The organism is Microcoleus sp. Pol10D4 (assembly GCF_036701555.1).
Lineage (GTDB): Bacteria > Cyanobacteriota > Cyanobacteriia > Cyanobacteriales > Microcoleaceae > Microcoleus.
Window position 1 is genome coordinate 14,339 of the sequence record NZ_JAUBRA010000055.1, and the last position, 24,193, is coordinate 38,531.

The 24,193-nt window shown below is 45.4% G+C and carries 26 protein-coding genes; 17 read left to right on the forward strand and 9 right to left on the reverse strand.

Annotated elements, in window-relative coordinates; translation table 11 throughout:
- Positions 1 to 4 precede the first annotated feature (4 nt).
- Positions 5 to 208 carry a photosystem II reaction center phosphoprotein PsbH gene (gene psbH / locus QUA36_RS23095; RefSeq protein ID WP_015176007.1) on the reverse strand — a complete coding sequence of 68 codons (204 nt, stop codon included), beginning with the start codon at positions 206 to 208 and terminating at the stop codon, positions 5 to 7.
- 212 nt (positions 209 to 420) lie between these two features.
- Between psbH and psbN the strand changes: the two genes are divergently transcribed.
- From psbN to QUA36_RS23135, 8 genes are all read left to right on the forward strand, one after another.
- The gene (psbN, locus tag QUA36_RS23100; protein ID WP_190742515.1) at positions 421 to 552 is read left to right on the forward strand and encodes a photosystem II reaction center protein PsbN; all 132 of its coding nucleotides are present in this window, start codon (positions 421 to 423) and stop codon (positions 550 to 552) included.
- Positions 533 to 709 carry a hypothetical protein gene (locus tag QUA36_RS23105; RefSeq protein ID WP_333459239.1) on the forward strand — a complete coding sequence of 59 codons (177 nt, stop codon included), beginning with the start codon at positions 533 to 535 and terminating at the stop codon, positions 707 to 709. Before psbN ends, QUA36_RS23105 begins: the two co-directional genes overlap by 20 nt.
- Before the next feature lie 103 nt (positions 710 to 812).
- A complete protein-coding gene (gene aroC / locus QUA36_RS23110) occupies positions 813 to 1,913 on the forward strand; it encodes a chorismate synthase (RefSeq protein ID WP_333167538.1) in 1,101 nt (366 codons plus the stop codon).
- Position 1,914: 1 nt separating this feature from the next.
- The gene (locus QUA36_RS23115) at positions 1,915 to 2,826 is read left to right on the forward strand and encodes an MBL fold metallo-hydrolase (RefSeq protein ID WP_333163148.1); all 912 of its coding nucleotides are present in this window, start codon (positions 1,915 to 1,917) and stop codon (positions 2,824 to 2,826) included.
- A 562-nt stretch (positions 2,827 to 3,388) separates the two neighbouring features.
- Positions 3,389 to 4,384 (forward strand): hypothetical protein, encoded by a 996-nt coding sequence (locus tag QUA36_RS23120; RefSeq protein ID WP_333459240.1) that lies wholly within the window; start codon positions 3,389 to 3,391, stop codon positions 4,382 to 4,384.
- Positions 4,385 to 5,251: 867 nt separating this feature from the next.
- Complete coding sequence (locus tag QUA36_RS23125) at positions 5,252 to 5,845, forward strand: class II aldolase/adducin family protein (protein WP_333459241.1); 594 nt, start codon at positions 5,252 to 5,254, stop codon at positions 5,843 to 5,845.
- Positions 5,846 to 6,112: 267 nt separating this feature from the next.
- A complete protein-coding gene (locus QUA36_RS23130) occupies positions 6,113 to 6,667 on the forward strand; it encodes an Npun_F5560 family protein (protein ID WP_333167530.1) in 555 nt (184 codons plus the stop codon).
- A complete protein-coding gene (locus QUA36_RS23135; RefSeq protein WP_333453056.1) occupies positions 6,660 to 7,310 on the forward strand; it encodes a hypothetical protein in 651 nt (216 codons plus the stop codon). The genes QUA36_RS23130 and QUA36_RS23135 overlap by 8 nt, the downstream gene beginning before the upstream one ends.
- Positions 7,311 to 7,354: 44 nt before the next feature.
- Here the strand turns inward: QUA36_RS23135 and QUA36_RS23140 are convergent, their stop codons facing one another.
- Together QUA36_RS23140 and QUA36_RS23145 are read right to left on the reverse strand one after the other, a co-directional pair.
- Positions 7,355 to 7,699: an STAS domain-containing protein gene (locus QUA36_RS23140; protein WP_333167526.1), complete on the reverse strand. Its 345-nt coding sequence runs from the start codon at positions 7,697 to 7,699 to the stop codon at positions 7,355 to 7,357.
- Between the two features lie 64 nt (positions 7,700 to 7,763).
- A complete protein-coding gene (locus QUA36_RS23145) occupies positions 7,764 to 7,898 on the reverse strand; it encodes a hypothetical protein (RefSeq protein ID WP_333459242.1) in 135 nt (44 codons plus the stop codon).
- A gap of 149 nt (positions 7,899 to 8,047) precedes the next feature.
- Here QUA36_RS23145 and QUA36_RS23150 point away from each other — a divergent pair, with 149 nt between their 5' ends.
- Together QUA36_RS23150 and QUA36_RS23155 are read left to right on the forward strand one after the other, a co-directional pair.
- On the forward strand, positions 8,048 to 8,671 hold the full coding sequence (locus tag QUA36_RS23150) for a DedA family protein (RefSeq protein WP_333054585.1): 624 nt from the start codon (positions 8,048 to 8,050) through the stop codon (positions 8,669 to 8,671).
- A 235-nt stretch (positions 8,672 to 8,906) separates the two neighbouring features.
- Positions 8,907 to 9,119 (forward strand): Uma2 family endonuclease, encoded by a 213-nt coding sequence (locus tag QUA36_RS23155; protein ID WP_333252133.1) that lies wholly within the window; start codon positions 8,907 to 8,909, stop codon positions 9,117 to 9,119.
- A gap of 274 nt (positions 9,120 to 9,393) precedes the next feature.
- On the opposite strand, the gene QUA36_RS23160 is transcribed toward QUA36_RS23155, so the two are convergent.
- Complete coding sequence (locus QUA36_RS23160) at positions 9,394 to 9,807, reverse strand: DUF1542 domain-containing protein (protein WP_333252114.1); 414 nt, start codon at positions 9,805 to 9,807, stop codon at positions 9,394 to 9,396.
- Positions 9,808 to 9,851: 44 nt separating this feature from the next.
- Positions 9,852 to 10,508 (reverse strand): hypothetical protein, encoded by a 657-nt coding sequence (locus QUA36_RS23165; RefSeq protein ID WP_333252115.1) that lies wholly within the window; start codon positions 10,506 to 10,508, stop codon positions 9,852 to 9,854.
- Between the two features lie 157 nt (positions 10,509 to 10,665).
- Between QUA36_RS23165 and QUA36_RS23170 the strand changes: the two genes are divergently transcribed.
- Positions 10,666 to 11,451, forward strand: a complete 786-nt coding sequence (locus QUA36_RS23170; protein WP_333459243.1) for a pentapeptide repeat-containing protein — start codon at positions 10,666 to 10,668, stop codon at positions 11,449 to 11,451.
- 422 nt (positions 11,452 to 11,873) lie between these two features.
- Here QUA36_RS23170 and purM read toward each other — a convergent pair whose 3' ends face one another.
- Entirely contained in the window at positions 11,874 to 12,902 is a 1,029-nt protein-coding gene (gene purM / locus QUA36_RS23175) for a phosphoribosylformylglycinamidine cyclo-ligase (RefSeq protein WP_333459244.1), read from the reverse strand.
- Positions 12,903 to 13,373: 471 nt separating this feature from the next.
- Between purM and QUA36_RS23180 the strand changes: the two genes are divergently transcribed.
- The 3 genes from QUA36_RS23180 to QUA36_RS23190 all read left to right on the forward strand — a co-directional run bounded on the left by QUA36_RS23180 (position 13,374) and on the right by QUA36_RS23190 (position 17,844).
- A complete protein-coding gene (locus QUA36_RS23180) occupies positions 13,374 to 14,456 on the forward strand; it encodes a septal ring lytic transglycosylase RlpA family protein (protein ID WP_333459245.1) in 1,083 nt (360 codons plus the stop codon).
- A gap of 341 nt (positions 14,457 to 14,797) precedes the next feature.
- Positions 14,798 to 16,414, forward strand: a complete 1,617-nt coding sequence (locus tag QUA36_RS23185) for a bifunctional pantoate--beta-alanine ligase/(d)CMP kinase (RefSeq protein ID WP_333459254.1) — start codon at positions 14,798 to 14,800, stop codon at positions 16,412 to 16,414.
- A gap of 494 nt (positions 16,415 to 16,908) precedes the next feature.
- On the forward strand, positions 16,909 to 17,844 hold the full coding sequence (locus tag QUA36_RS23190) for a polysaccharide deacetylase family protein (RefSeq protein ID WP_333459246.1): 936 nt from the start codon (positions 16,909 to 16,911) through the stop codon (positions 17,842 to 17,844).
- Between the two features lie 100 nt (positions 17,845 to 17,944).
- On the opposite strand, the gene QUA36_RS23195 is transcribed toward QUA36_RS23190, so the two are convergent.
- The 3 genes from QUA36_RS23195 to QUA36_RS23205 form a co-directional block, all read right to left on the reverse strand.
- Positions 17,945 to 18,088 (reverse strand): hypothetical protein, encoded by a 144-nt coding sequence (locus QUA36_RS23195; protein ID WP_333167512.1) that lies wholly within the window; start codon positions 18,086 to 18,088, stop codon positions 17,945 to 17,947.
- Between the two features lie 39 nt (positions 18,089 to 18,127).
- Complete coding sequence (locus tag QUA36_RS23200; protein WP_333459247.1) at positions 18,128 to 19,195, reverse strand: FAD-dependent oxidoreductase; 1,068 nt, start codon at positions 19,193 to 19,195, stop codon at positions 18,128 to 18,130.
- Between the two features lie 64 nt (positions 19,196 to 19,259).
- Positions 19,260 to 20,012, reverse strand: a complete 753-nt coding sequence (locus QUA36_RS23205) for a methyltransferase domain-containing protein (protein WP_333167508.1) — start codon at positions 20,010 to 20,012, stop codon at positions 19,260 to 19,262.
- Positions 20,013 to 20,181: 169 nt separating this feature from the next.
- On the opposite strand from QUA36_RS23205, the gene QUA36_RS23210 reads away from it, so the two are divergent.
- From QUA36_RS23210 to QUA36_RS23220, 3 genes are all read left to right on the forward strand, one after another.
- Positions 20,182 to 20,622 (forward strand): winged helix-turn-helix domain-containing protein, encoded by a 441-nt coding sequence (locus tag QUA36_RS23210; protein WP_333459248.1) that lies wholly within the window; start codon positions 20,182 to 20,184, stop codon positions 20,620 to 20,622.
- A 1,033-nt stretch (positions 20,623 to 21,655) separates the two neighbouring features.
- Positions 21,656 to 22,501: a YaaW family protein gene (locus QUA36_RS23215; RefSeq protein ID WP_333167503.1), complete on the forward strand. Its 846-nt coding sequence runs from the start codon at positions 21,656 to 21,658 to the stop codon at positions 22,499 to 22,501.
- 43 nt (positions 22,502 to 22,544) lie between these two features.
- Positions 22,545 to 24,023 carry an O-antigen ligase family protein gene (locus QUA36_RS23220; RefSeq protein ID WP_333459249.1) on the forward strand — a complete coding sequence of 493 codons (1,479 nt, stop codon included), beginning with the start codon at positions 22,545 to 22,547 and terminating at the stop codon, positions 24,021 to 24,023.
- Positions 24,024 to 24,193: the final 170 nt, after the last annotated feature.

Genomic DNA, 24,193 nt, shown 5'->3' on the forward strand with positions numbered 1-24,193 from the left:
ATTTTTAGCGGCCTAGGCTCGACCAATCCATATCCACACTCTCCAGAATCAGAGAAGAGTTGTAGATTTGCAAAATAATCAACAAGAACACGAAAAACAGTCCAATGAACACGCTCATCAATAGCGTGGTTCCCCAGCCGGGGGCTACCTTGCCGTATTCCGAGTTAAGGGGTTTGAGTATATCTCCTAACCAAGTCCGTTGTGCCATAAGTCACCTGCAATGAATCTCTACAGAAAAGTTTGACATATTTCTACCGCTAATTGCGATCGCAATTTCTCAGAAATGCTGCAGGGGGACTCGCAAAACGGGGAGTGGGGGTTGGCTGCCATAGCGTACAGCGCCTAAAATCACTAGACTTTCAGACGGATTGTTATTTTTTGTAATATTATAGAGTGGAGCACTCATAATCGATCAAAAATATGGAACCCGCAGCAGTTCTCGGCATTTCTCTCGGTGTGTGTCTGGTGGCCATCACCGGTTTCTCGATCTACACGGCTTTCGGCCCTCCCGCTAAGGAATTGAGAGATCCTTTTGAAGAACACGAAGACTAAAGAAGGAAGAAGGAAGAAGGAAGAAGGAAGAAGGAAGAAGGAAGAAGGAAGAAGGAAGAAGGAAGAAGGAATATTTTTTTATCTCCCTCTCTCGCCATCTCCCTCTCCCCATCTCCCTCGGAGATATTTTTATACTGGGAAGGGAGTGATGCTGTGAGGCGATCGCCTGTCGCCTACTCGTCAATGGTATATTTTTCAGAAATACAGTAAATCTCTATTCCATTTAAGCTAAAAATTATTAGGTGTCAGGCTAAAGCATCATGGGGAACACATTTGGGCATTTATTTCGGATCTCGACATTTGGGGAATCTCACGGCGGCGGTGTGGGAGTAGTAATTGATGGTTGCCCGCCCCTGGTGTCGATCGACGCATCGGAAATTCAAGCCGAACTCGATCGCCGCCGCCCTGGCCAAAGCAAAATTACTACGCCCCGCAAAGAAGCAGATACCTGCGAAATTCTGTCGGGGGTGTTTGAAGGCAAAACTTTGGGAACGCCGATCGCCATTTTAGTCCGCAATCAAAACACTCGCCCCCAAGACTACGAAGAAATGGCGACAACTTACCGCCCTTCCCACGCTGATGCTACCTACGATGCCAAGTACGGAATTCGTAACTGGCAAGGCGGAGGTCGAAGTTCGGCGAGAGAGACAATAGGTAGAGTAGCAGCAGGCGCGATCGCTAAAAAAATTCTCAAACAAGCAGCAGGAGTCGAAATAGTCGGCTACGTCAAACGCATCAAAGATTTAGAATGTGTCGCCGACCCGGACACTGTTACCTTAGAACAAGTAGAAAGCAACATCGTCCGCTGTCCAGATGCCGAATGCGCCGAAAGAATGATTGAACTAATCGAAAAAGTTCGGGATAGTGGAGATTCGATCGGCGGTGTAGTCGAATGCGTCGCCCGCAATGTACCCAAAGGTCTGGGAATGCCCGTATTCGACAAACTCGAAGCCGATTTCGCCAAAGCCATCATGTCCTTGCCCGCCAGCAAAGGCTTTGAAATTGGTTCCGGGTTTGCCGGGACTCTGCTCAAGGGCAGCGAACATAATGATGAATACTATACTGATGATAAGGGTGTAATTCGTACAGTGACGAATCGCTCTGGCGGAATTCAGGGTGGGATTGCTAACGGCGAAAATATCATTTTGCGGGCGGCATTCAAGCCGACTGCGACAATTCGCCAGCAGCAGCGCACCGTTACCCGAGAAGGCGAAGAAACGCTGCTGGCTGCCAAGGGACGGCATGACCCTTGCGTTTTGCCAAGAGCTGTGCCAATGGTGGAAGCGATGGTAGCTTTAGTGTTGTGCGACCATCTGCTGCGCCATCACGGACAATGTGGAACCTTAAAGCCTGAATTTTAAAATGGAAATCAGCTTGTCCTCTGTAGCGGCAACTCCCGTTGATTGCCCTCAACCCTCCGAATCAATAAAAGGTATAGATGATTTTGTCGTACAGTTCTGGGGCGTGCGGGGCAGTGTTCCGACACCTGGACAGGAAACTGTTCGCTACGGCGGCAATACTTCTTGTTTGGAAATGCGAGTCGCTGGCAAACGCTTGATTTTTGACGGCGGAACAGGCTTGCGGATGCTGGGAGACCAGTTGGTGCAAGAAATGCCGGTGCAAGCTTATATGTTTTTTACTCACTATCACTGGGATCACATTCAAGGTTTCCCGCTGTTCGCCCCAGCTTTCATCCGCGGCAATAGCTTTGATATTTACGGGGCGACTCCGCCGGATGGAGATTGCATGAAAAGGCACTTCGTCGAACGGGTACTCCACTCGAATTCGCCGGTGCCGCTGATGGGTTTGCAGGCAGATTTGAATTTCTACGAACTCAATCACAACCAGACGATGATGCTGGATGATATTGAGATTAGGACGGGTTCTCTGAATCACCCGAATACTGCTATGGGATATCGGGTGACTTGGCAGGGACGATCTGTTGTTTATTGTTCGGATACTGAACATTTTCCCGATCGCCTAGATGAGAATGTCTACAATTTAGCCCTCGACGCTGATGTGCTGATTTACGATGCGATGTACACAGACGAGGAATATCACAATCCCAAGTCTCCCAAGGTGGGTTGGGGACACTCGACTTGGCAGGAAGCGGTGAGAATGGCTAAGGAGGCCCGCGTAAAACGAGTGGTGATTTTTCACCATGATCCGGCTCACACAGACGATTTTCTTGATCGCATCGCCGAAGACGTGCAAATCGCTTTTCCGAAGGCTGTCATGGCCCGCGAGGGTCTTATTTTGCCGATCGGCTTCTGAACATTCGCCTAGGCGAGCTCGATCAAACCATCAACTGATCGAACCATAATTGTTATGTGAATATGTGGATCGGGTCTCGCCCCCCGATCCACAATTTTTTTTAATTTGCAGCAAACTCTTAACTGCATGGTATAATTCTTGCTTGTTAAGTTTTTAGGCAGATTATTTAAGGTTTTTTTTATTCTTCAACCGCGTCCGCAAGACGCCAAGACGTAAGATAATTGGAGGATTGCCAAGGGTGAAAAGGAGACAGTTTTGAATGTCAACAAACACGGGGAGGCGAGGATCTCGCACGCCTGAGTGCTAGTCTGATGCCAGTAGACTTCCAGAAGCCTTGTTACAGATTAATTATTAAGGACAAAAACTGAAGTTATAGCTCGGATCAAATAAAAGCGCGATCGGTTTTTTGGACTCATGAATATTGACAACTCTCAAAAGCTAATAGCTTTTAGGTACAAACTGAGAAAAATTTCAGCAGTCAATTTGAATAACCAGAAAGAAACGATCGCTCTGGCGTTTGGCAGTAGCTGCGGCAAGCGAATGTTATGACTTGACTATCAAAATGGGAAATTTACGTTTTAGATCTTCAGCAAATCAATACAGATGGATTGCCCTAGGCAGTTTTGCTGTAATTATGGGTATTTCAGGCGCCCTGGCCTACCGCCTCGCCCCGCCCCCCGGATTCATGGCTCAAGGCACTCTCACTTCTAATAATCCGCCAGTCAAATTTTCGACCACGGGCACGACAATTCTCAAGCAGGGAGAGCAACTCACCCCAGAGGTTCTGCTGGCAGATAATGTTGTCAAAGCAGTGGCAGATGCAGTTAAGCTGTCGCCCCAGCAAGTTCGACAAAATGCTAGTGTCAAGATTTCTAAGCCGGAACAACCCCTAGAGATTGTTGTTGGGTATCGCTCGCTCGATCAGGAGCAAGCAATCCAAACGGCGGATATGTTGATGAAGGGCATGGTGGAAAAAAGCCGCCTGATTAACAGATATCGGTGGCAATCAGTCAATCAGTCGCTCAACCAACGCTTGGCACAAGTCACTCAAGACCTGAAACAAGCTCAGCAAAAACTCGACCAATACGAAAGAGAGCGCGCTCGCCTGTTGCAGCAAATGAAGCTTCAGCAAGACTTTTACAACAAAACTCAGCTTGCAATGGCGGATACGCAAGCGTCGGAAAAAGAAATGGTTAGCAGTTTGGCCGCCGCTACAGTGCCACAAATTGTGGCGACGCCCACGAGCGATCCGACAGTGCCTCTGATTGTGGGAATTGGCTTGCTGTTGGCGATTTTGGTCAGCCGTGGTTTGATTCCTTCAGTGGCGGATTGGAGGTACAAAGCAGCTTTTCAGCGAGAAGAGAGCGAAAGGCTCCAAAGTGCTTTGTACCGACTGATCAAAGAAGGCCGCGGCGAAATTACTCTGGTGCGGTTTGCGATGGAAACGCGGCTGTCGCCGGATGTAGCTCAGCGTTTTTTGAACCAACAAGCTGAAGTTTTTAATGCCAATTGCGAAATTAAAGACGACGGCAGCATCTTGTATCACTTCCACATTTAAAGGGCTACGAGCGATCGCGCTTCACAGAAAAATTTAGCTGATTGGGCCATCACTGCTCGATCGGCTTGTTTTTTTCTTAATAGGACTTATATCAGGTTCGGTCGATCGACTATCCCCCTCTAGGTGGAGGCGGGTTTACGGGATCTATCACTTATACTACTACTACAGATTTTGGTGAACCCGCCGACGGGAGCTGGTGTTGCGGTGATTTTACGCGACATGATATTACCCTCAACCCGGTTTCTTATCTTCTAGGATGCCCCGGAGCTAAAAATTTCTCGATCGACATAGGTTTTGACTAACCTAGAACACCCGAAGATTGGGCCTGTTCGTCCCAGACGGGCAAAAAAATATTTTTTGTGTTCCGCTTGATTCTTGCTTAAATATAGATATAATCGTAAAAAATAAGTAAATCTACGGTTGCTTTTTACCGGAGTTACCGGATTAAGGGGTAATTTATCCTTAAATATTTATTAAGGTAGAGTTAAACTCAGTAGAAATGCTGTAGTATAGAGCAATAACCGATTCAGGGAGGTTATGTAGTTTCACATCAGAAACTCGATCGGGCAAAAGCCTGGAATCAAACTCCCCGACTGAAAGCGTACATTTTCATATTGAACTTTTGTAATCACCTAGAGGCTAAACCATGATTTTTGGAATAATTGGTTCAACTTTCCTAGCTTACTTTTTGCTAATGTCGGTCGCTAATTACGGCGACACTGGAATGTAGATTAGTTAAGGCACTTATGCACCGAGACATAAGGCAGCAGGCAAAAAAAGCTGTTTGACAACTTCTTGACAACTTCGATTAAGTCTCAGCTTGGGTCATGTCTGTCGTGTCAGAGTAGTGTCTGATCATACAAAAAAATGGATGAAGGAGTCGTTAAGTACCGCTGTGACTGGGAAGAAGCAGAACCTGTAGCTGCCCGGAACATAGGAGATTTGATGGACTGGCGCGATCGGCTCCACGATTGGGGATTAATTGGCGTCTACGAAAATGGCATAGGGTTTGGCAACGTCAGCGTCAGACTCGGAAATTCTTGCCAATTCGTGATTTCGGGAACCCAGACTGCACACTTGAAGACTCTGGGACCAGAATCATACTGTACTGTTACCGAATTTAACTTAGAACAAAATTTCCTCGGCTGCCGGGGGCCCGTACAAGCTTCGTCGGAGTCCCTGACTCACGGGGCCCTGTACCTTCAGAGAGAGGAGGTGGGCGGGATAATTCACGTCCATAATCCTAAGCTATGGCAGCAACTGCTGTTTAAAATTCCTACTACTAGAAAAGAAATACCTTACGGCACTCCTCAGATGGCCTTAGAAATGTTTAGGCTTTTTGAGGAGGAGAATTTGGCTGATCGCAAAATTCTGGCCATGGCCGGTCACGAGGACGGCATTATCTGTTTTGGCACCACCGTGGACGAAGCTGGAAAAGTGCTTTCGGCTGTGATTGGTTAGATCGGAGTTCTGGCACTATTCTCAAAAAAAGCTAAGAAACCTGATTTAGGGAGCAAAACCTAGGATTTTACCTCGGTCTATTGCAAGAAACTAAGGTGGTGACGTGGATGCCTGATTTGAGTTAAACTGAGCTTTACCCTTGACATCGGGTCGCTGGCTCGATTTACGCTAATGGGTTCAAAAATTTTGAAGTGCCTCTTGCCTCTGCGGTAAGGGAAAGATATTTTTAAAGAGAAACACATTATATAACAAAAGCTGAGAGTCATCGTGAATCAAACTAAACTTGTAAGCTCAAAAGAATTGCAATCAGAGGTATCTCGTCTCACCGAAGAGCTGCAAATGCGCGACCAATTGGTGCAGCAGTTGTCTCAAGAACTTTTCAGGCTGGTGAAGGGCAATTCTAATTTTGTGCCGGCGCCGGAAGTTTCCGATCGCCACCAAGCTCAAATGCAGGCCATGCGGGAACAACTCCAAGCTGTTGAAGAACAGGTGAGTTTTTATCAGGAACAAATCGCGGAGCGGGATGCTGAGGTTTACCAACTGCGGCAGTCGGTGCAAGAATTGACGGATCGCTCTCGGATGCTGGAACAGGTGGTTCAGGAATTGCCAGGGGTTTACCGCCAAAAGTTTGCCGAGCGCATCGAGCCAATTAAGGAAAAGTTGGATCAATTGCAAAAGGAAAACCGCCAGTTGCACACTGAGTTGCAAAGCGTAACTTACCGTCTCGCTGTGCGGAGCCGCAAGGCTAAGGGCCTGGATCTGCCGAGCGTCGATGCTGAGGACGATCGGGGAATTCAAATGCCGAGCTTTGGCAATGTCTAAGGTTTTGATTGTGGCGGGTGGTGAGAAAGATTCGGCCGCAAGTCTCAAGGCGGCGATCGCTCAATCTCATCCTTTAACAGAAGTCAATATCTGTGAGGTTTCGGAACTCAATTCAGGCGCGATCGCTCCGGGTGGGGCGATCGTTTGTCCTTTGACGCTGGAGGTGCCAGAAAATCTGGTTTTTCCGGCTCAAGATGTGTTTCGATTTTGTGGCAATGTTTCCGCAGCGCGCGATCGAGTGTCCCAGGAGCTGCTTTTTCCCGTCGGTGCTGGCAATTTTTGGCTGCCTGTGGTGTTGACGGCAAAGGGGCCACTGTATGCTGAGGTGATCGGTGGGGAAGCTGACAAGCAGTCTGGCGAGTTGAGTTACTCTCAACCGGTGCATTTGTCGGATGTTTGGCGACAGCAGTTGTATGAGTTGGCTTACCGCTTGCTGAATCTTTTAAATGCGCCGCCGGCGACTTATTTGATGCAGTTCGGGTTTGTGGGGGAAAGGATTTGTTTCGATCGACTTTGGCCTTTTCCGGCTGCACCTGCGATCGCTTCTGTCGGCGTTCAAGTGCCGGATTTATTTATTTGTCATTGGTATTGCTTGACAAATAAACCTATTTATGATATAGGAATTAGCTCTGCGGTTGCTTGAAGTCTCTGGGAAAATTGAGATTTAAACTTGGGATCTCATTTTAATCAAGCAACTAAAGCCGGAGTTTCAGTGGAGATAACTTGGTCGAAACTGTCGAAGATTTCAAAGAGTTGGTCGAGTTGAGTAATTTCAAAAATTAGCTTGACTGTGGCTGAGAGGTTGCAGATGACGAGGCGGCATCCTCGGTGGCGGGCGGCGTTGAGTCCGCCGACTAAGGCGCAGATCCCGGAACTGTCGATGAAATCTACGGCGGCCATGTCTATTACCCAGAGTTTGTGGCGATCGGGCACAATCTCGGCTAGCTGTTGCTGGAGGAGGCTGCCGGCTTGGGAGTCGAGGCAGTTGTGAGGTTGAAGGACGATGGGTTGGTTGAAGTTGGGAAATTCCATAGCAGTTATCCTACGATCGTAAAGTATGAATAAGTTAGTTTAGTTGCTGACTCTCTTGAGAGACTCAGGGAATTTCAGCGTATGTTTGAGGATGTGTGATCGCCCTTGTGGAATTGGTGGGGAGAGCCGTTGTGATAAATTTAGTAGGAAAACTGGCTAGCGATCGCCCAGAACGCAACTGCCACACTTCTCTACTCATCTAGTATGCCTCAAAGGCTAATGTTTAGTTGGACCAGCGATCGCGACAACAGTGTGTTCTTCATCACAGCGAAAGATTGCACTATTGGCTGAATCGAGCCAATATATAAATGTATTGAGCTTTGCAAAAGTTTACGAAGGCAGTATCGAATGTCTTTTGAGTTTTTATCGTTAGAGACTATTCAGCAGTTTGCGCGTGATTACGGCTACTGGGCAGTATTTCTGGGAATTTTGCTGGAAAATCTGGGAGTTCCTCTTCCAGGTGAGACAATTACCATTGCTGGCGGCTTTTTAGCTGGCAGCGGGGAACTGAATTACTGGTATGTACTCGGCAGTGCGATCGCTGGTGCTACATTGGGGGGAAATTTTGGTTATGCGATCGGCAGGTACGGTGGCTGGCCACTGCTGCTGAAGCTGGGACAATTTTTCCGCTTTCGAGAAGAACAACTGTTTGACTTAAAAGAACAGTTTAGCAAAAATGCAGCTAAGGCCGTATTTTTGGGTCGTTTCATCGCATTGCTGCGAATTTTTGCTAGCCCCCTAGCAGGTATTGCAGAAATGCCTTTTTGGAAATTTTCGCTGTTCAATGTTCTGGGTGCTGCAAGCTGGGCATCTGTAATGGTGAGTTTATCCTACTTCTTGGGACAAGTTGTGTCTTTGGAGAAATTGGTAGCTTGGGCTGCTCAATTTGCGGTATTTGCTTTGCTGTTAGCAGTTGCTTGGATTGCAATTCCTATTTGGTTGGAGGCGCGGACTTTGGACAAGACTAAGTAAGATTGGTGGTTAGACTTTTTGCAAGAGTTCGGGATTTTCTGTTTTTAACCGCAGATGAACGCAAATGAACGCAGATATTATCTATTTTTGCAAAAAGTCTAATGATTGGCGATCGCCTATTAATAAGTCAGGACTTCTGTCCTCAAAATCATCAATTTTGTAGCAAGAACTTCTGGCAGCAAAATCATCAAGTTGGTATTCAGGAATTCTGTCCTGAATAGGGGAATATTAGTGAATAAAGACTAAACTTTTTTCTCCCACAACTGAGGTGTTTGACAGAGTAGATAAATTTGCCGATTATCGATCGCTATCAACTATACAAGAATATGTATTAATTATTCAACAAGTGATGAATGTAGATTGCTACCGTCGCGATGTGGCCGAACGTTGGGGTTTTTCTTTCTACCGTGAGGGGGAATGTTTAGAGTTGGCTAGTCTCAATTTTTAGTGTCCAATCTCTACTTTGTATGAGGATGTTCTTGGATTGAGTGAAATAGTCCTGAACGCACTCCAACCCAAAAAACCGGGTTTTTTAGCTAATCTGCAGGCTGCAACGCGTCTTTTCGTAAAAAAAACCCAGTTTCTGAATGCCCATGCGTCCAAAACTATTAAATCGCACTTGACAAGCCTTTCACCATCCGTCAAAGAGTGTTGTGAACAAATGAGAGGAGAGGAAGTGCGATCGTAATTATTTGGCGTGTTTGCCGAAGGGCGATCGCTTACTAAAACCCAAACACTTTAGTAATCAATGGTAGTAGATTATTACAGAATTCTAGGAGTTTTGTGGCTTGTGGTACAGCGGAGATAATTCGTCCGAGCATCCGATCTGCCTTTTTGGCTTTATTCTTCATTTCTGCATCATTAGGATTTTGAGCAGCTTCAGCTAACTCTTTTACTTGTTCTAAAGCATCCTGTTTGTCATCTTCTGTTAAGTTTGGATCTGCTTTAATTTCTGCTTGGAGTTGGGTAAGTAACTCTTTGATTCCGGGTTTATCAGGTTCAGAGGATGAAGGTAACTCGTTTATAGCGAAGGAAACATTTCCTCCAACATAACTTGATGAAGCCCCTTCAATCTTACCTGCCGTAACAGGACCTCCAACACTTCCTCCGATCTGAATACGTTGTTTATCTTCCATTATTCCCTCCTAATTTGATTTATCTTTGGATGACACTTTTATTTTTAGTCATTTCGAGAGACATCTCCTCCAACTTGACTTGATGAACTGCCTCCAATATTACCTGCTGTGACGGAACCTCCAACACTTCCTTCTATTCGGATAGATCGATCGGTTGAGTATACTACATAACTACCTTCTGCATTACTTTCCATGAATTTGTGTAAAACTAAAACTACTTTTTCTAAACCTGGCATATCGCTAGTAATAAATACTGGGGACGGTGAACCTGAATTAAGGTATAATTTAAGCCCGTAATATTTGGGCATAAAAAAACTATTTATGATCAATAAAAAAATTGCCACTATAGCCATAGTTATTCCCCACAATCTACCATCAGAATTATTAGCTACAATAAGTCCAATAACAAACAATCCTAAAATCCATTGTAAGGGGATATTTTCGGTCTTAACTGGAGATATGCCAAAACCTGTGACGTTGCGAAACTGATAGATATCTAAACCAAATTGAACTGTATTTTTGGTAATATATATCTTGGTGTCATCCCAGATAGGTCTATCAGTATTTTGTGGTGATATGTTATTTGCAGCCATCATTCCCCCTTTCAAAAAAAACAGTGAACTCACCAGCAGATCAGCATTAACCTGCTCCATCAGGAAATGAAGTCCTTGGGAGTGTCGCTTAGTGTTATTGATATTCACATCCCTGTGCATCTAGAGATACAATAGCAACTCTATGCCAGGTTCAACAGTGAGAAAAAGTAACAAAAAAGTAATAAAAAAGTAATATCAGCTCCCTGTTGCGCTAGAATCTATGTTAAACCTACATTAACGCTTCACTGCTGAAGGAGTGTGATACATGACCGTTGACGAAGCCATCACGATCGCAGAAACAGCCCTCAACTACGATCGCCTCAACAAAGTTCAAGAGATAGTATTTCGTCAATCCTGGGAAGGACGGTCTTATAAAGAAATTGCAGCCAGCACTGAATATGAATATGATTATATCAAAGATGCTGGTGCTAAACTATGGAAACTACTTTCAACAGCACTCGCTGAAAAAGTTAAAAAAGATAATCTCAAATCAGTCTTAAAGCGATACTTACGGCGAACTCAAGTGAATCTACAGCGAAATCTGACAATAGAAGTTAACCTCAGCGGTGCAAATCTCAGCGGAGCAAACTTAAGTGGAGCTAGATTATTCGCAAACTTAAATGAAGCTGATTATGGTCAAGCTGATTTAGATAAAACAATCAATGCTGATAGTGAAACTGAATTATCTGACTCTGAAGACGAAATTAACTGGAATGGTTTTCGCTTTCACTCCGACGCACAAGTGAAAATTGCCGAAATACTCGATCGCACTTCCACTCTCTTCATCCCCAACTCCCAACTCCGACTGACAACACCCGCAGGGAGACAAAACCAACAAGCTGACTTTCTGATCTTCCACCAAAACAAGCTAGGGATACTGAAAATTGACCGTGAATTATCCCATCCAAACACAACAGAAGATGAAATGTGCCAGCGTTTCAGAGATTCTGGCATCAGTCTTGTCAAACATTACGATGCTACCCGATGCAGCGAACAACCGGATCTAGTGGTGCAGGAGTTTTTGGAAATTTTGAGTCACGTACAAGCCTAATAAGGTGTTTTTTATTTAAACTGTGATACAAACATTACCTTGATTTTTGATATTTTCTTTTTTCAACAATTAATAATTCTTTATTTCAGAGTCGATGTAATAAATAGTATATATCTTCAATTAATTTAAGCATTCGGCGGAAAATTTTACACTAATTCACGGAACTAATTTTGAATTATACCATATTTAAAAGCACAATAGCTTATTTCAATTGCCTTTAAAATTGTAGCAACGAGTTATCTCTTGTGAATTCCTTTTTCTCTTTCATCCTCTGTGTCCTCTGCGTCCTCTGCGGTTACTTTCAAAATTATAAATTTAACCGCAGATATACACAGATGAAGGCAGATTGAGATTGTCTGTTAACGCATAAAACAAAGCGAAGCAATCTTCAGCCCCTGCGATTGCTTCTTACTAATTACCCATTAACCGTTATCCATGATCAATTCTCCGTTCCCCTCAATCACTTCCCCGATCGCGAACGCACCAATTCCCTGAGATTCAAACCATTTAACAGCCTGTTCTACTTCCCTCGAATCGAGCAACAGCACAAAGCCAATCCCCATATTAAAAGTATTGAACATATCTGCTGTGGCAACTTGACCCGCTTCAGCAATCCACTGGAAAATTGGTAAATTTGGCCAGCTATTGCTGTCAATTCTGACAGATTGATTAACTCCCAAACAGCGCGGCAAATTTTCCGGCAAACCGCCGCCCGTAATGTGAGCCATGCCGTGAATTTCTAGACCGCTCTTAATTGCTTCGAGGACTGGTTTCACATAAATTTTAGTCGGAGTTAGCAGCACTTCTCCTAAAGTTTTGCCACCTAACTTTTCGGGTTGGGAATTCCAGCCAAAACCCCCATCGCCCGCAATTTTTCTCACTAAACTAAAACCGTTGCTGTGCACGCCCGAACTCGCCAGCCCCACAGCCACATCTCCCACCTGCACCCGCGAACCGTCCAACAATTTGCTCTTTTCGACAATTCCCACACAAAACCCCGCCAAATCGTACTCACCCGCTTGGTAAAAACCGGGCATTTCTGCCGTTTCCCCTCCGAGTAAAGCACAGCCCGCTTGCTTGCAACCGTCAGCAATGCCGGCTACCACCGCAGCTAATTGTTCGGGATTTAACTTTCCCGTGGCTAAATAATCGAGAAAAAAGAGGGGTTCGGCCCCGGATGTCAGCACGTCATTGACGCACATCGCCACCAAGTCGATACCTACCGTGTCGTGCCGATCGAGATTGTGGGCCAATTTCAACTTAGTGCCAACGCCGTCAGTACCCGAAACCATCACCGGCTCTTTTAAACCCTCCGGGACGCTGAAAAACCCGCTAAACCCGCCGAATCCGCCCAAAACTCCCGATCTGTGCGTGCTCTTGACCATACTCCCGATGCGCGAGACAAAAGCTCTGCCCGCCTCAACATCCACACCTGCTTCTCGATAATCCATAAGTCCGCCAAATCGATTTCTTCTAATTTTTAGTTTATTCCCATAACAGTTGACAAACAGCTTTTTTAAGACTAGCCATTCCGTAGCCCACAAAATACACTAAAGTTTTGTAAATTTTTGTAAATTTTTCCGTAAAGACTGAAACGGCTGTAAGCACTGGAACTAAAGGGTTTTATGATAGAGGGTTTTGAGAAGATTTTATGAAGATTTGGTGAAAATCGCGATCGCAGCGATCCCCAACCGCAAAAGTTTGTGGTAGTCTGTTGCAGTTCGTGAACAAAACACAAATTGCGGATCGAGTACGAGTTGTCAAGTGTCAGGGAAGTTTCCGCCAATTTTTTTTGGTACGGAAGCATTAAAGCAAAAACGCACCCGGATACTTTGCTTTGACTCACGGAGGAATGGCGAAGGGCAAGAGAGAAATCCTTGACGCCCGCCGCCAAATGGCCAATCCTCCAATCTCGGTTGGCAATGGCTATTCACAAAAATGGACGTATGAAGGAAAAATTTGTTGGTGGTCTACTCGCTGTCCTGTTAGTTCCTATGGTAGGAACGGCATCCTCTTGTCACGCACAAGCAACAGGTGCCGACAACCAAAACTCTCAGGTTTCCGAGCAAGTAATTGCCACCCAACCGTCCCAGCAGTTAAACGCTACTCGGGTCGAAGCGCAAAAAGTCGGACAGTATCAGTATCAAGCAAGAGCTGAAATTGCCCGAGACTTGATCGCCAAAATTCAGCCCCATAACTTAGGCGGGCGACAAGCAGCGACAGTCTACGTGCGAAACATTCCAGTCATCACCTTTCTGAACGCGAATCCGGAAACAAACACGCCTTTGGAAGAAACTGGCAACAGCCAAGCAGGTGCTAGCAGTCCGTCAAAAGTAGCGGGCTCCAGAGAAAATCCCAAAGTTGGAAACATTGCCAGCAACTCTAGCAATCAAGAACCCGATCCAGTTTGGCGGGCATCAAGCTTAGCAGCAAGACTCAATCAGCTAGCCCGCAACAACATCGATCCCAAAAGCATTACCGTTAAGTGGGAAAAAGGCGATCGCTACATTATCCAGGCAAACGGTGAGGACTTGGTAAACATCAACGCCGAAACCATCCTCCCCGACACCACCAGCGACTTTAGCCGAGACGCCCTGCAAGTAACCAATCGCCTCCGCCGGCTTCTGGGCAACGCCCCACCCCTGGAAGAAGTCGCAGGCAAACCCCAACCAGAACCTCCCGTGCTGTCTATGGGCCCAGTTCAAGTGCGCCTCAGCGGCTGGGCTTCCTGGTACGGCCCAGGATTTAACGGCAACCTCAGCGCCAGCGGCGAGCGTTTCAACCAAAATGATTTGACCGCAGCCCACCCAAATTTGCCTTTTGGAACCAGAGTCATGGTGAGAAATCTCGACAACGGCCGCACCGTAGTCGTCCGCATTAATGACCGCGGCCCCTATGTGGGCGATCGGCTCATTGACTTGTCCGCCGGCGCCGCCAACGTGCTAGGAATGATCAGCAGTGGCGTTGCCAGAGTGGAAATCGAAGTGATAGAACCGCCGCAGTAAACAACTGGTGGACGCCGAAGGCTACTCTCAGACAGAATACAAAAGTTATCCGAAGTGTAGAAAGCAGAAAGTAGAATAAAACTGACATCTTGCACCATTCTCAATTACTTGTTTAGGAACAGGCAGGATGCCTGTTCCACAAGAAAACTCATTCTTTGTGGAACAGGCAAGATGCCTGTTATTGAGAATGGTGCAAGATATGAGATAAAACTGACATCTTGCACTATTCTTTGTGGAACAGGCATCTTGCCTGTTCTTGAGGATGATGCAAGATGTCAAGTCGAACAAATTCCGACAAACAAATTCTGCCTTCTGCCGAATGCCTTCAGGAGATTCTACCGGTGCACCTGTTTACTACCATTGCAGCACTTCGCTGCTACTTAAATTTACAAAAGTCTGCTGCACCTCATTTGACAGTCGGTTTGGTGCCGACGATGGGAGCTTTGCACGCAGGGCATCTGAGCTTGATCCAGCGGGCAAGGCAAGAAAATGCGATCGCCCTGGTCAGCATTTTTGTCAACCCGCTGCAATTTGGGCCGACAGAAGATTTTCAAGATTATCCTCGGAATATCGAGCAAGACCGGCTGTTGTGCGAACAAGTTGGAGTTGATGCCATATTTGCTCCCTCAGCAACTGAAATGTTCGGCAACCAAGCGGTCGATTCCCTACGGGATAGCTTCGCTTCACGCGCAGAAACAGAGCAAACCGCCCAAAAACAGATAGAGATTGACCTTTCATCCTTAACTCAAGTAGTGCCGCCATCGGCGATGACATCGGTTTTGTGTGGCAAAGCAAGGCCTGGTCATTTTCAGGGCGTCGCGGCAATTGTGACTAAACTTTTGAGTTTGGTGCAGCCGACAAAAGCTTATTTCGGTCAAAAAGACGCCCAGCAGCTAGCAATTATTCGGAAGCTGGTCTTTGATTTTAACTTGCCTGTAGAGATTGTCGCTTGTCCGATCGTCCGCGAAGAGTCGGGACTGGCAATGAGTTCTCGCAATCAGTATTTAACAGCAGAGCAAAAACAGCAAGCCTCCGTACTCTACCGCGCGCTGCAACAAGCCTCGGAAACTTTTGCTTCAGGCGACCGCACCGCAGCCGCCGCAATCGCTGCCGCCCACGCAGCAGTCGCAGGAGAGCCCGCAGTCAAGCTCGAATACGCCGAACTCGTCGATCCCGACACTTTGACGCCCTTGCCGGTTGTAGAAACAGCGGGACTTTTAGCCGTGGCCGCCAGAGTTGGCTCTACTCGTTTGATTGACAATATAATTCTCAGGAATCGTCGGCCCATTGTGGCGATCGACGGCCCGGCGGGAGCAGGCAAATCTACCGTAACTCGCCTTGCCGCAACTGCTTTGAACTTGTTTTATCTGGATACCGGCGCGATGTATCGGGCGCTGACTTGGCTGGCATTGAAAACCGACACGCCGATTTGCGACGAATGCGCGATCGCCGAATTAATCAGTTCCAGTTATTTGGAATACAACCTCGATCCCGCATCAAAGATGTTGAAGATTAACGGCGAAGACGTAACCGAGGCAATTCGCAGTTTGGAAGTGACATCCCGCGTCTCGGAAATGGCGGCAATTCCCGCCGTGCGACAGTTTCTGGTGGAGGAACAGCGACGCTGCGGCACAAAAGGCGGAATTATAGCAGAAGGCCGCGATATCGGCACTAACGTGTTTCCCGATGCGGAACTGAAGATTTTTTTGACGGCTTCGGTACAAGAGCGATCGCGCAGGCGGCTGTTAGAACTTAAAGATAGCGATCGGGCTAATATTAGCTTGGCCCAATTGGAACAAGACATTGCCCTGCGGGACGAAAAGGACAGCACCCGCGAGGTTGCACCTTTGCGTAAAGCGGCCGATGCTGTGGAAATTCAAACAGACAATCTGACTGTTGCTGAAGTTATCGATCGAATTGTCAGCTTGTACAAAGAGAGAATCGGCCCTAAAAGTTAATTTTACGACGCTGCGCGCGCGCGATCGCCCTGATATCAAATCCGGTTAAACTCACATCTTGCACCATTCTCGCTTAACAGGCTTTCGGGCCTGTTCCACAAAGAGTGAATTTTCTTGTGGAACAGGCCCGAAAGCCTGTTCCTAAAAAGCTTATTGACAATAGTGCAACATCTCCGGTTAAACCAACTTGCAGTCTCAGGTAGGGACGCGGGCCGATGCGGGCTGAGTCCCTAAGAATATCGTGCCATGAATCCGATTTGAGCGCCGTCCCCCTGGCTGGGGAAAAAGTTCAACCATCCCGCGTTTTCAGGGGTTAGGGCATTTCTGGCGTACAAATCTTAAATTTTTTTATCCGGACGGACTTCCCCACGATCGGTTATTTCCAGTAGCATTTTTACGGACTGTCCAATTTAAGATTATCCTCTTAAGTGGATTAACTTGATATCAACATAAAATCTCAAATTAACTGTACAAGGTGTGAAGGAGAGAATGACGTGACAAAATTGAAACTGCTGTGGAGGCGGCGAAAAACTTTAATCCTTGCTTTTATGGCAGCAACAGGAAGTTTTTTGCTGGGTGTGACATGGCCCGTTAACTTGCGGGCCAATCAGCCATTGCAACCGATTCAGGCGCAAGTCTTGGCCGTATCCCAGTCGCCAGAACAACAGCCGATGTCCAATATTAATAAGTTCTCCGAGGCGATCGCCAATCGAGTTGAATTTTCCCAAAGTGCTCTAGCCCAAGTGCAAGCCATCCGATTTCAATCAGCCGTACCGTCCCAGTTTCAAGGTACAACCATTCGTCACGCGAAACTCGACTCCCAGCACAAGGCGATCGCCCTGACATTTGACGACGGCCCCTGGCCGAAAACAACTACACAAATCCTAGATATTCTCAAGGAAAATAATATTAAGGCTACATTCTTCTGGGTAGGAAAATACCTGAAAAATTCTCCCGAAATTGGCCAACAGGTCGCAGCAGCCGGTCATGCGATCGGCAATCACAGTTGGAGCCATGAATACCTTCAGTATAACGAAGACGGTGCTGCTCGCGAGATCGATCGCACTTCATCCTTAATTGAGGACTTGACCGGCATCCAAACATCGATGTTCCGGCCGCCCGGAGGCATTTTAAACAATGGATTGACAGCTTACGCTCAAAAGAAAAATTATGCAGTTGTGATTTGGTCTGCTGATTCTTTTGATTGGCGCACTCTTACGGAGTCTTTGATGGACAACGTGATGAGGCAGGCAAATTCCGGTGGCATTGTGCTGATGCACGACGGCGGCGGCAATCGAGCAAGAACTGTCAAAGCTTTGCCGGATATTATTGCTCGATTGAGAAAGGAAGGGTACAGTTTCGTAACAGTTCCCGAGTTATTGCAGATGCAAGAACAAGAGTCTAAACAGCAGACAACAGCACAAAAATAAAAATTTGAAAAAGTGGGAGATTACACCATTTTTCCATTTTTTTGTAAGGAGTTAGATGGATTTTTCATAACTATATCGCGCAGGTGAAGGTTAATCGCAGTTATAAAATTAATACAGAGACGGCTGTGGTCATCGCTACTCCCGCCATCGCGTACACCAAACCGCGCCGATATTCATGCCGGACGGTATGATCACGTTCGAGGGCAAGGTAATCTTCGGGGCTAAACCCAGACGGGATGGCCATAGCGTTAGAGGCAAAATCGATACCTTAACTTTAGCCATATTACCAATTTAGGCTGGAATCTAATGGCAAATTTTGCAACTGAGAATTCACCCAATTAGCCGCCGCCAAACCCGATCGCAAAGCACCCTCTATTTGACCTTCCCCGCACAAATCCCCCGCACAAACCAGCGGCAAATTCCCCCCAGCAGGCAAACAAGAAACAGGCAAAGGATTTCGACAAAAAGCATAGCGCCAGCGGTGAACCTGTAACCATTCTGGCTCTTTGAGCCAAGGGATTAAATATTCAGAAGCTCTCGAAAGCAATTCTTGACCAACAGTTTCCAAATCAGCAGCTTCTAAATAGCGTTCTGCAAAAATTGCGCTGCTGTGAACCACAAATATTGGGTGTAGTGGATCGAGCCGTTTGCTGCTGTCCAAACCAACCCAAGCTAAATCAGAATTATCGGGAAAAGAAACAGATTTCCACTGCGGATTTAGATTACTCCAATCTTGCTGTTTGGCCGCAGGATAGCCAGCCATAACGGTAATGCAAGGCTCGTACTCCACAGAACGCAATTTGTCAAGAAAATCTGATGTCAAACCAATTTCCGAATTCAAAAACATTAAAGCTTGAGGAGCCGGAATTGCTACTACAACAGCCTTAGCAATCAATTCTTGAGGCGTCGGTAAATTGTCATTAGTAACTTCTAGGGAAAGATGCCACCTTTGGTTATCTGTAGTAGAAATAGCTTGTACGCGGTGGCCAAACCAAATCTCTAAATCCTCCGCCAGATACTTACCGATTGCATTCATACCTGCAGGTGCGACATAACAAGAACTAGCAGTAGCAGAAAGTTTCCCCTGTCTGAATTCCCAGACAGTATCAGTCCAGAGTTTGAGGATGTGGCGATCGACCAAAGCCTCAATTAACCCCTGCACCGCATCCCCCTGCGGTTCCAGATACCGCGCCCCGTGATCGGCCCTAGTACCCTGTACGCGGCGGGTAGCAACACGTCCCCCCGCGCCGCGAGATTTCTCAACAACAGCAACAGAATAACCAGCTTGACGCAACCGTTGAGCGCAACTGAGCCCCGCCATACCCGCACCAATCACCACAACATCGAACATAATTGGACTTTCAGATACATTACTTACCGGACTTTTTCTAGGAAATAAGCCTTAAGCTGATTTCTTAACTTGCAGTTAATTTGCGATAGCAACGAGCGGTAATTAAATGAGGGTGAAAAACCTCCATAAAATTAGACTGAAGTTTAGTAAAAAATGTGTTCATCTCTTGCTTATCTTCTAAATGAAAAGGAAATTCTTGATTAAAACCTTTAAAGAAATACCAGTTAAGGATAATCTTCCCTGACGGAGACAGCATTTTATGAAAATCCATCAATTGCTGACTGGGATTGAGTAAATGTTCCATCACATCTAAACAAATAATCGTATCAAAAGCCTCTGTAGGAGATACTTCTAGACTACACGAAATCTTCTCACTCAATCCTAACTTAGCAGCTCGGCTTTGAACAAAATTGCGATTTATGGGGTTAAGATCACAATAGACTACTTGTTCTACTTGAGGACAAAGAGCTGCTGCAATAGCATGAGTGCCAATACCGCCGCCAAAATCTAAAACTCGACCGGCAGCCATATCTGATATTAATGTTAAAGTGCCTCCTATGTAATCCTGATTGGACATATGCCAAGCTCCGAGGTCAAATAGGTAAGCTTGTCCGACTCCATCGCGATAAAACTCGCTAGCTTTTTCCCAATCAAAATCCCGATGTCCTATTTCTTTTAGGGATTGTTGACCGAGCGCCAGCTCTTGTTCAATTGTTTTTAAATCTAAGTTTAAAAAATCCTGTAGATGCTGCTTGAGATTGAAAGTATCTTGCCAATATCCCTGCAAAAAAGACGGTGCGACAGAAGAAGACATCATTTACCTTGTTCTAAAAAACCCAAACTCATTATAGGATTAACTGACATTTTTGAACAGAACTCCACTAAATTATTTTTCTTTTGTTTGTAGCGAATAAAATATAGCAATCCTAAATCATTGTCAAGACTATGATACAATTATATGCAATACTTGATTGTGACCATAAAAAATGAATAACTTACAACTGCAACAAAAAGATAGAGAAAAAGAAATAGCCCAATTAGAATCTTTTATTAAAAGCGATATCGATGCCAGAGAACTAAAACGAGCAATAGCTGTAAGGATGGCGCTCTCAGGTAATATCTACCATGAAATCAGCAAAATTTTAGGTGTAAGTAATTTTTTTGTTGGTTATTGGAAAAAACAATTTAAAACCAAAGGCATCGCCGGAATCAAACTAGGACATAAAGGGTCAAAAGGGTATTTAACAGCTCGACAAAATACTGAATTAATAGAGTGGTTAAAGAATAAAGAATATTGGAATTTAGATGAGCTGGTTACTTATTTAGCTCAAGAATTTGGTGTGATATATAAATCCAAACAGAGTTACTATGAACTTTTTGACCAAGCGAAAATTAGTTGGAAAAAAAACTCAAAAAACCAAGCCTAAATTTAATAAAGAACTGGTAAAAAAAAGACGGAAGAAATTAACGATATTTTATTTAAGAACAAGGCTGGTATAGCATCGGGGGAAATAATAGTATTGTTTTTAGATGAATGCCATCTACTTCATGGTGATTTAACTGGTTATGTTTGGGGTCAATCAAAAATCAGAATTGAAGTCCTAATCACCAATGAAAAAAAATAGACAAACTTATTTTGGCGCCATCAATTATCAAAGCAAAGAATTCCATATTCAGAGCCATCCATCTGGTGATGGAAAATCAACAGTTACATTCATAAAATACTTACAAAATAAATAAATATAAAAATCGCAAGATTGTCTTGATTTGGGATGGAGCTAGTTATCATAAATATGGAGAATTTAGAGACTTTTTATTAGAATAAATGGTGACAAAGAACCTGAAAACTGGTCAATTAATTGTATTTTATTTGCTCCCAATGCTCCCCAACAGAATCCCGTTGAAGATATTTGGTTACAAGTTAAAAACTTTTTAAGAAAGTATTGGTATTTATGTAGGTCTTTTAATATTGTCAAATTTTTATTTGAGTTTTTACTAACGAACATAAATTTGATTTCCCCAAAATACGTCAATACACTTGCACAGAGAAAATCATTTAGGATTGCTCTAGATATAAAAAATCATTTAGGATTGCTATAGTGGGGGTTCAGGGCGACGGTTTGACTCCTCAAGCTGCGGGGTTGCAGACGTACCGAGGGGTTCCGGGTTGGCTGTTGGGCATCTAAATTGTATTTTTAGGATCGGTGGGACACCCAACTTGACTTTACAATTGAGATGCGCGTCCGCCGATCAATGTAGCTGCTGAGGTTATAGCTTCTAGCAGTCGGATCTTCTGTGCAAATCCTGCCGATCGTCCTGCGCCAGGTAGTAGAATAAGGGACAGCACGAATCCATGATTAAGACAAAATAAAAAAAGCTACTGTAGGTAAATACTAAATCCCACTGATTGTCAATCAGCAGCAATCTAAAATCTAAAATCGAATACGGGAGGGCAAAATTTTGGACGAACTCAGAGCAGCACTCGAATTGACAACAGAAGAAGAATTGCAGCAACTAACAGAACTTCTGTTCAGCCGCAAGTTTAACCCTTTAGATTATGTGCAAACCCCCGCACCGATAGATGTACAAAGTCGCGATCGCCAAGCATGGCTCGACGCCGTAGAACAGCGGTTTCGCTATCTTGCAGCGGACGGGTTGACGGTACTCCGAGGGCGAAGCCAACAAGTAACTTACAGACAAGCACTAATTCAAGTTTGTCGCTATCTCAAAATCCCTTATCCCAGACAGTTGTCAACCACCGACTTAGAGGCAGAAGTATTTTTGCACTTAATGGGTCGCGCGTGGAAGCGTTTACCTGCAGACGAACAGCAAGCGCTGACACTGCGCGTACAGCGAGCGATCGTTGATTCTAAACTCTCAGAACCCCTGCCAATTTCTGCTGAAAAAGACCCGCTGGGTTTACTGTTCAAAGGCGGCAGCGCTTTAGCTGTTAGTTCCATCTTAAAACCAATGCTGCTCAAACTAATGGCCAATCAATTTGCGCTGCATTTTGCCACCTATCAAATGGCAAAACAAGGAGTGCTTGCAGGCACTGCAACTGCAGCAACCCAGTTTCAAAATTATGTCGCAATTCAGACAGCGCGGCGTGGTATGGCGGTGAGTGCTGCTCGTTACGGTGCGACGCGGAGCGTATTTTCGTTGGTTGGCCCGGTGATGTGGACTTGGTTTTTAGCGGATTTGGGTTGGCGATCGATTTCCACGAACTACGGTCGCATTATCCCGACCATTTTTGCCCTAGCTCAAATTCGATTAACGCGATCGGAATGCGTTTGGGAACTAGCTTAACGATGGTAGATTGTAGATTTTAGATTTGAGATTGGGAGTGTGGGTGAATATCAAAAATCGGTTGAAATTAGCTGCCCAACTGACAGCCAAAAATCTCAAGTCTCGCCTCCAGAAACATCCAGATCCCCGCCTGCAAATCCCTTGGAATTTCGCCCAAGTGGGGATGCTGATTTTTCCCTTAATTCCGATTTTGGGAGCTTTAGGTTTATTCCTGGGATTGGCCGGCACTTGCAAGCAAAAGTTCAGTCAAATTAGTCGGCGCCCGTTGAATCGAGGATTCGCAATTCTGAGCGCGCTGCTAGTCATCACAGCGGTTTTTGCCAACAACCGCAGCGAGGCTTTTGTAGGGTTGTACAATTTCTTGCCGTTCTTTATATTGTTTGCCACTTTCAGCAGTTTAATTAAAACTCTGCCTCAATTGCGGCAATTGTCTTGGATGATTGTAATTAGTTCAATTCCAGTGATAATTTTAGGCCTGGGACAGCAATTTTTAGGTTGGAGTGGCATCGATCAATTGCAGCCTGTTTTTGGCTGGGTACTCGAACCCCAAGGCAATCCCCCCGGTCGCATGGCTTCTGTATTTATGTACGCTAATATTTTAGCTTGCTATCTGACAATTGCTTTCATTTTAGCAATGGGACTGTGGATAGAAGAAGTCAGTTGTCAGTTGTCAGTTGGCAGTTGTCAGTCGTCACCACCTACCAATTCCCAATTCCCAATTCCCAATTCCCAATTCCTATTTTTAAGTTTGGCAGTGATCGGAAATGCTGTTGCTTTGATTTTTACTAATTCTCGCAATGCTTGGGGGCTGGCAGTTTTGGCAGTTTTGGCTTTTGCATTTTATGCGGGTTATAAAAAATTATTAGCTGCCGTTTTTAGTGTGGCTAGCACAGTTATTTTGTCTGCCTTTGGCCCGGAACCACTGCGGCAATTTTTACGAAGAATTGTTCCGGCTTTCTTTTGGGCTAGACTCACCGACGAGATGTTCCCAAATCGACCGACAGCTACTTTGAGAACAACTCAGTGGGAATTTGCTTGGTCGATGACTCAGCAGCGTCCTTGGACTGGTTGGGGATTGCGAAATTTTACGCCTCTCTATCAAGCTCAGATGCAAGAATGGCTCGGTCATCCTCACAGTTTGATACTAATGTTGACTGCGGAAACGGGAATACCCGCAACGCTTTTGTTGTTTGGTTTAGTTGGTTGGGTTTTGGCTAGGGCTGTTTTGCTGCTGGCGAATTGGCCGCTTTTTCCTGCGGATATCAAACACGAGCAAATAGCCACACTGGAAAAAGCGGAAAATGCTTTAGATATCAATCAAAAATCTATAATCAGTAGAACAAATCAGGTGGCTTGTCAAGATTTAAGAGCAACCGATCGCCTAATTTTTTTCAGTTATTTATTAGCCTTCGCCGCTTGTACACTTTTTAACACTGTAGATGTGACGCTGTTTGATTTTCGACTCAATACTACAAGCTGGTTGCTGTTAGCCGCAATTTGCGGAGTCAGCCAGAGGGAATAGGGCATCGGGCATCGGGCATCGGGCATCGGGCATCGGGCATACCTCACCACGCGATCAAACCGCTATAACAACTGTCAACAGTCAACAGTCAACAGTCAACTGCCAACAGTCAACAGTCAACAGTCAACAGTCAACAGTCAACAGTCAACAGTCAACTGCCAACAGTCAAC

What these genes read in the sequence shown, in the direction of transcription:
- QUA36_RS23120 (WP_333459240.1), top strand. Translation starts at nt 3,389, where the DNA reads ATGGGAAATTTACGTTTTAGATCTTCAGCAAATCAATACAGATGGATT.
- purM (WP_333459244.1), bottom strand. Translation starts at nt 12,902, where the DNA reads ATGGATTATCGAGAAGCAGGTGTGGATGTTGAGGCGGGCAGAGCTTTT.
- QUA36_RS23195 (WP_333167512.1), bottom strand. Translation starts at nt 18,088, where the DNA reads ATGGCCATCCCGTCTGGGTTTAGCCCCGAAGATTACCTTGCCCTCGAA.
- QUA36_RS23205 (WP_333167508.1), bottom strand. Translation starts at nt 20,012, where the DNA reads ATGATGTCTTCTTCTGTCGCACCGTCTTTTTTGCAGGGATATTGGCAA.
- QUA36_RS23160 (WP_333252114.1), bottom strand. Translation starts at nt 9,807, where the DNA reads ATGGAAGATAAACAACGTATTCAGATCGGAGGAAGTGTTGGAGGTCCT.
- QUA36_RS23140 (WP_333167526.1), bottom strand. Translation starts at nt 7,699, where the DNA reads ATGGAATTTCCCAACTTCAACCAACCCATCGTCCTTCAACCTCACAAC.
- QUA36_RS23115 (WP_333163148.1), top strand. Translation starts at nt 1,915, where the DNA reads ATGGAAATCAGCTTGTCCTCTGTAGCGGCAACTCCCGTTGATTGCCCT.
- aroC (WP_333167538.1), top strand. Translation starts at nt 813, where the DNA reads ATGGGGAACACATTTGGGCATTTATTTCGGATCTCGACATTTGGGGAA.
- QUA36_RS23180 (WP_333459245.1), top strand. Translation starts at nt 13,374, where the DNA reads ATGGCTATTCACAAAAATGGACGTATGAAGGAAAAATTTGTTGGTGGT.
- QUA36_RS23210 (WP_333459248.1), top strand. Translation starts at nt 20,182, where the DNA reads ATGAATAACTTACAACTGCAACAAAAAGATAGAGAAAAAGAAATAGCC.
- QUA36_RS23150 (WP_333054585.1), top strand. Translation starts at nt 8,048, where the DNA reads ATGTCTTTTGAGTTTTTATCGTTAGAGACTATTCAGCAGTTTGCGCGT.
- QUA36_RS23200 (WP_333459247.1), bottom strand. Translation starts at nt 19,195, where the DNA reads ATGTTCGATGTTGTGGTGATTGGTGCGGGTATGGCGGGGCTCAGTTGC.
- psbN (WP_190742515.1), top strand. Translation starts at nt 421, where the DNA reads ATGGAACCCGCAGCAGTTCTCGGCATTTCTCTCGGTGTGTGTCTGGTG.
- QUA36_RS23145 (WP_333459242.1), bottom strand. Translation starts at nt 7,898, where the DNA reads ATGAGTAGAGAAGTGTGGCAGTTGCGTTCTGGGCGATCGCTAGCCAGT.
- psbH (WP_015176007.1), bottom strand. Translation starts at nt 208, where the DNA reads ATGGCACAACGGACTTGGTTAGGAGATATACTCAAACCCCTTAACTCG.
- QUA36_RS23125 (WP_333459241.1), top strand. Translation starts at nt 5,252, where the DNA reads ATGGATGAAGGAGTCGTTAAGTACCGCTGTGACTGGGAAGAAGCAGAA.
- QUA36_RS23170 (WP_333459243.1), top strand. Translation starts at nt 10,666, where the DNA reads ATGACCGTTGACGAAGCCATCACGATCGCAGAAACAGCCCTCAACTAC.
- QUA36_RS23135 (WP_333453056.1), top strand. Translation starts at nt 6,660, where the DNA reads ATGTCTAAGGTTTTGATTGTGGCGGGTGGTGAGAAAGATTCGGCCGCA.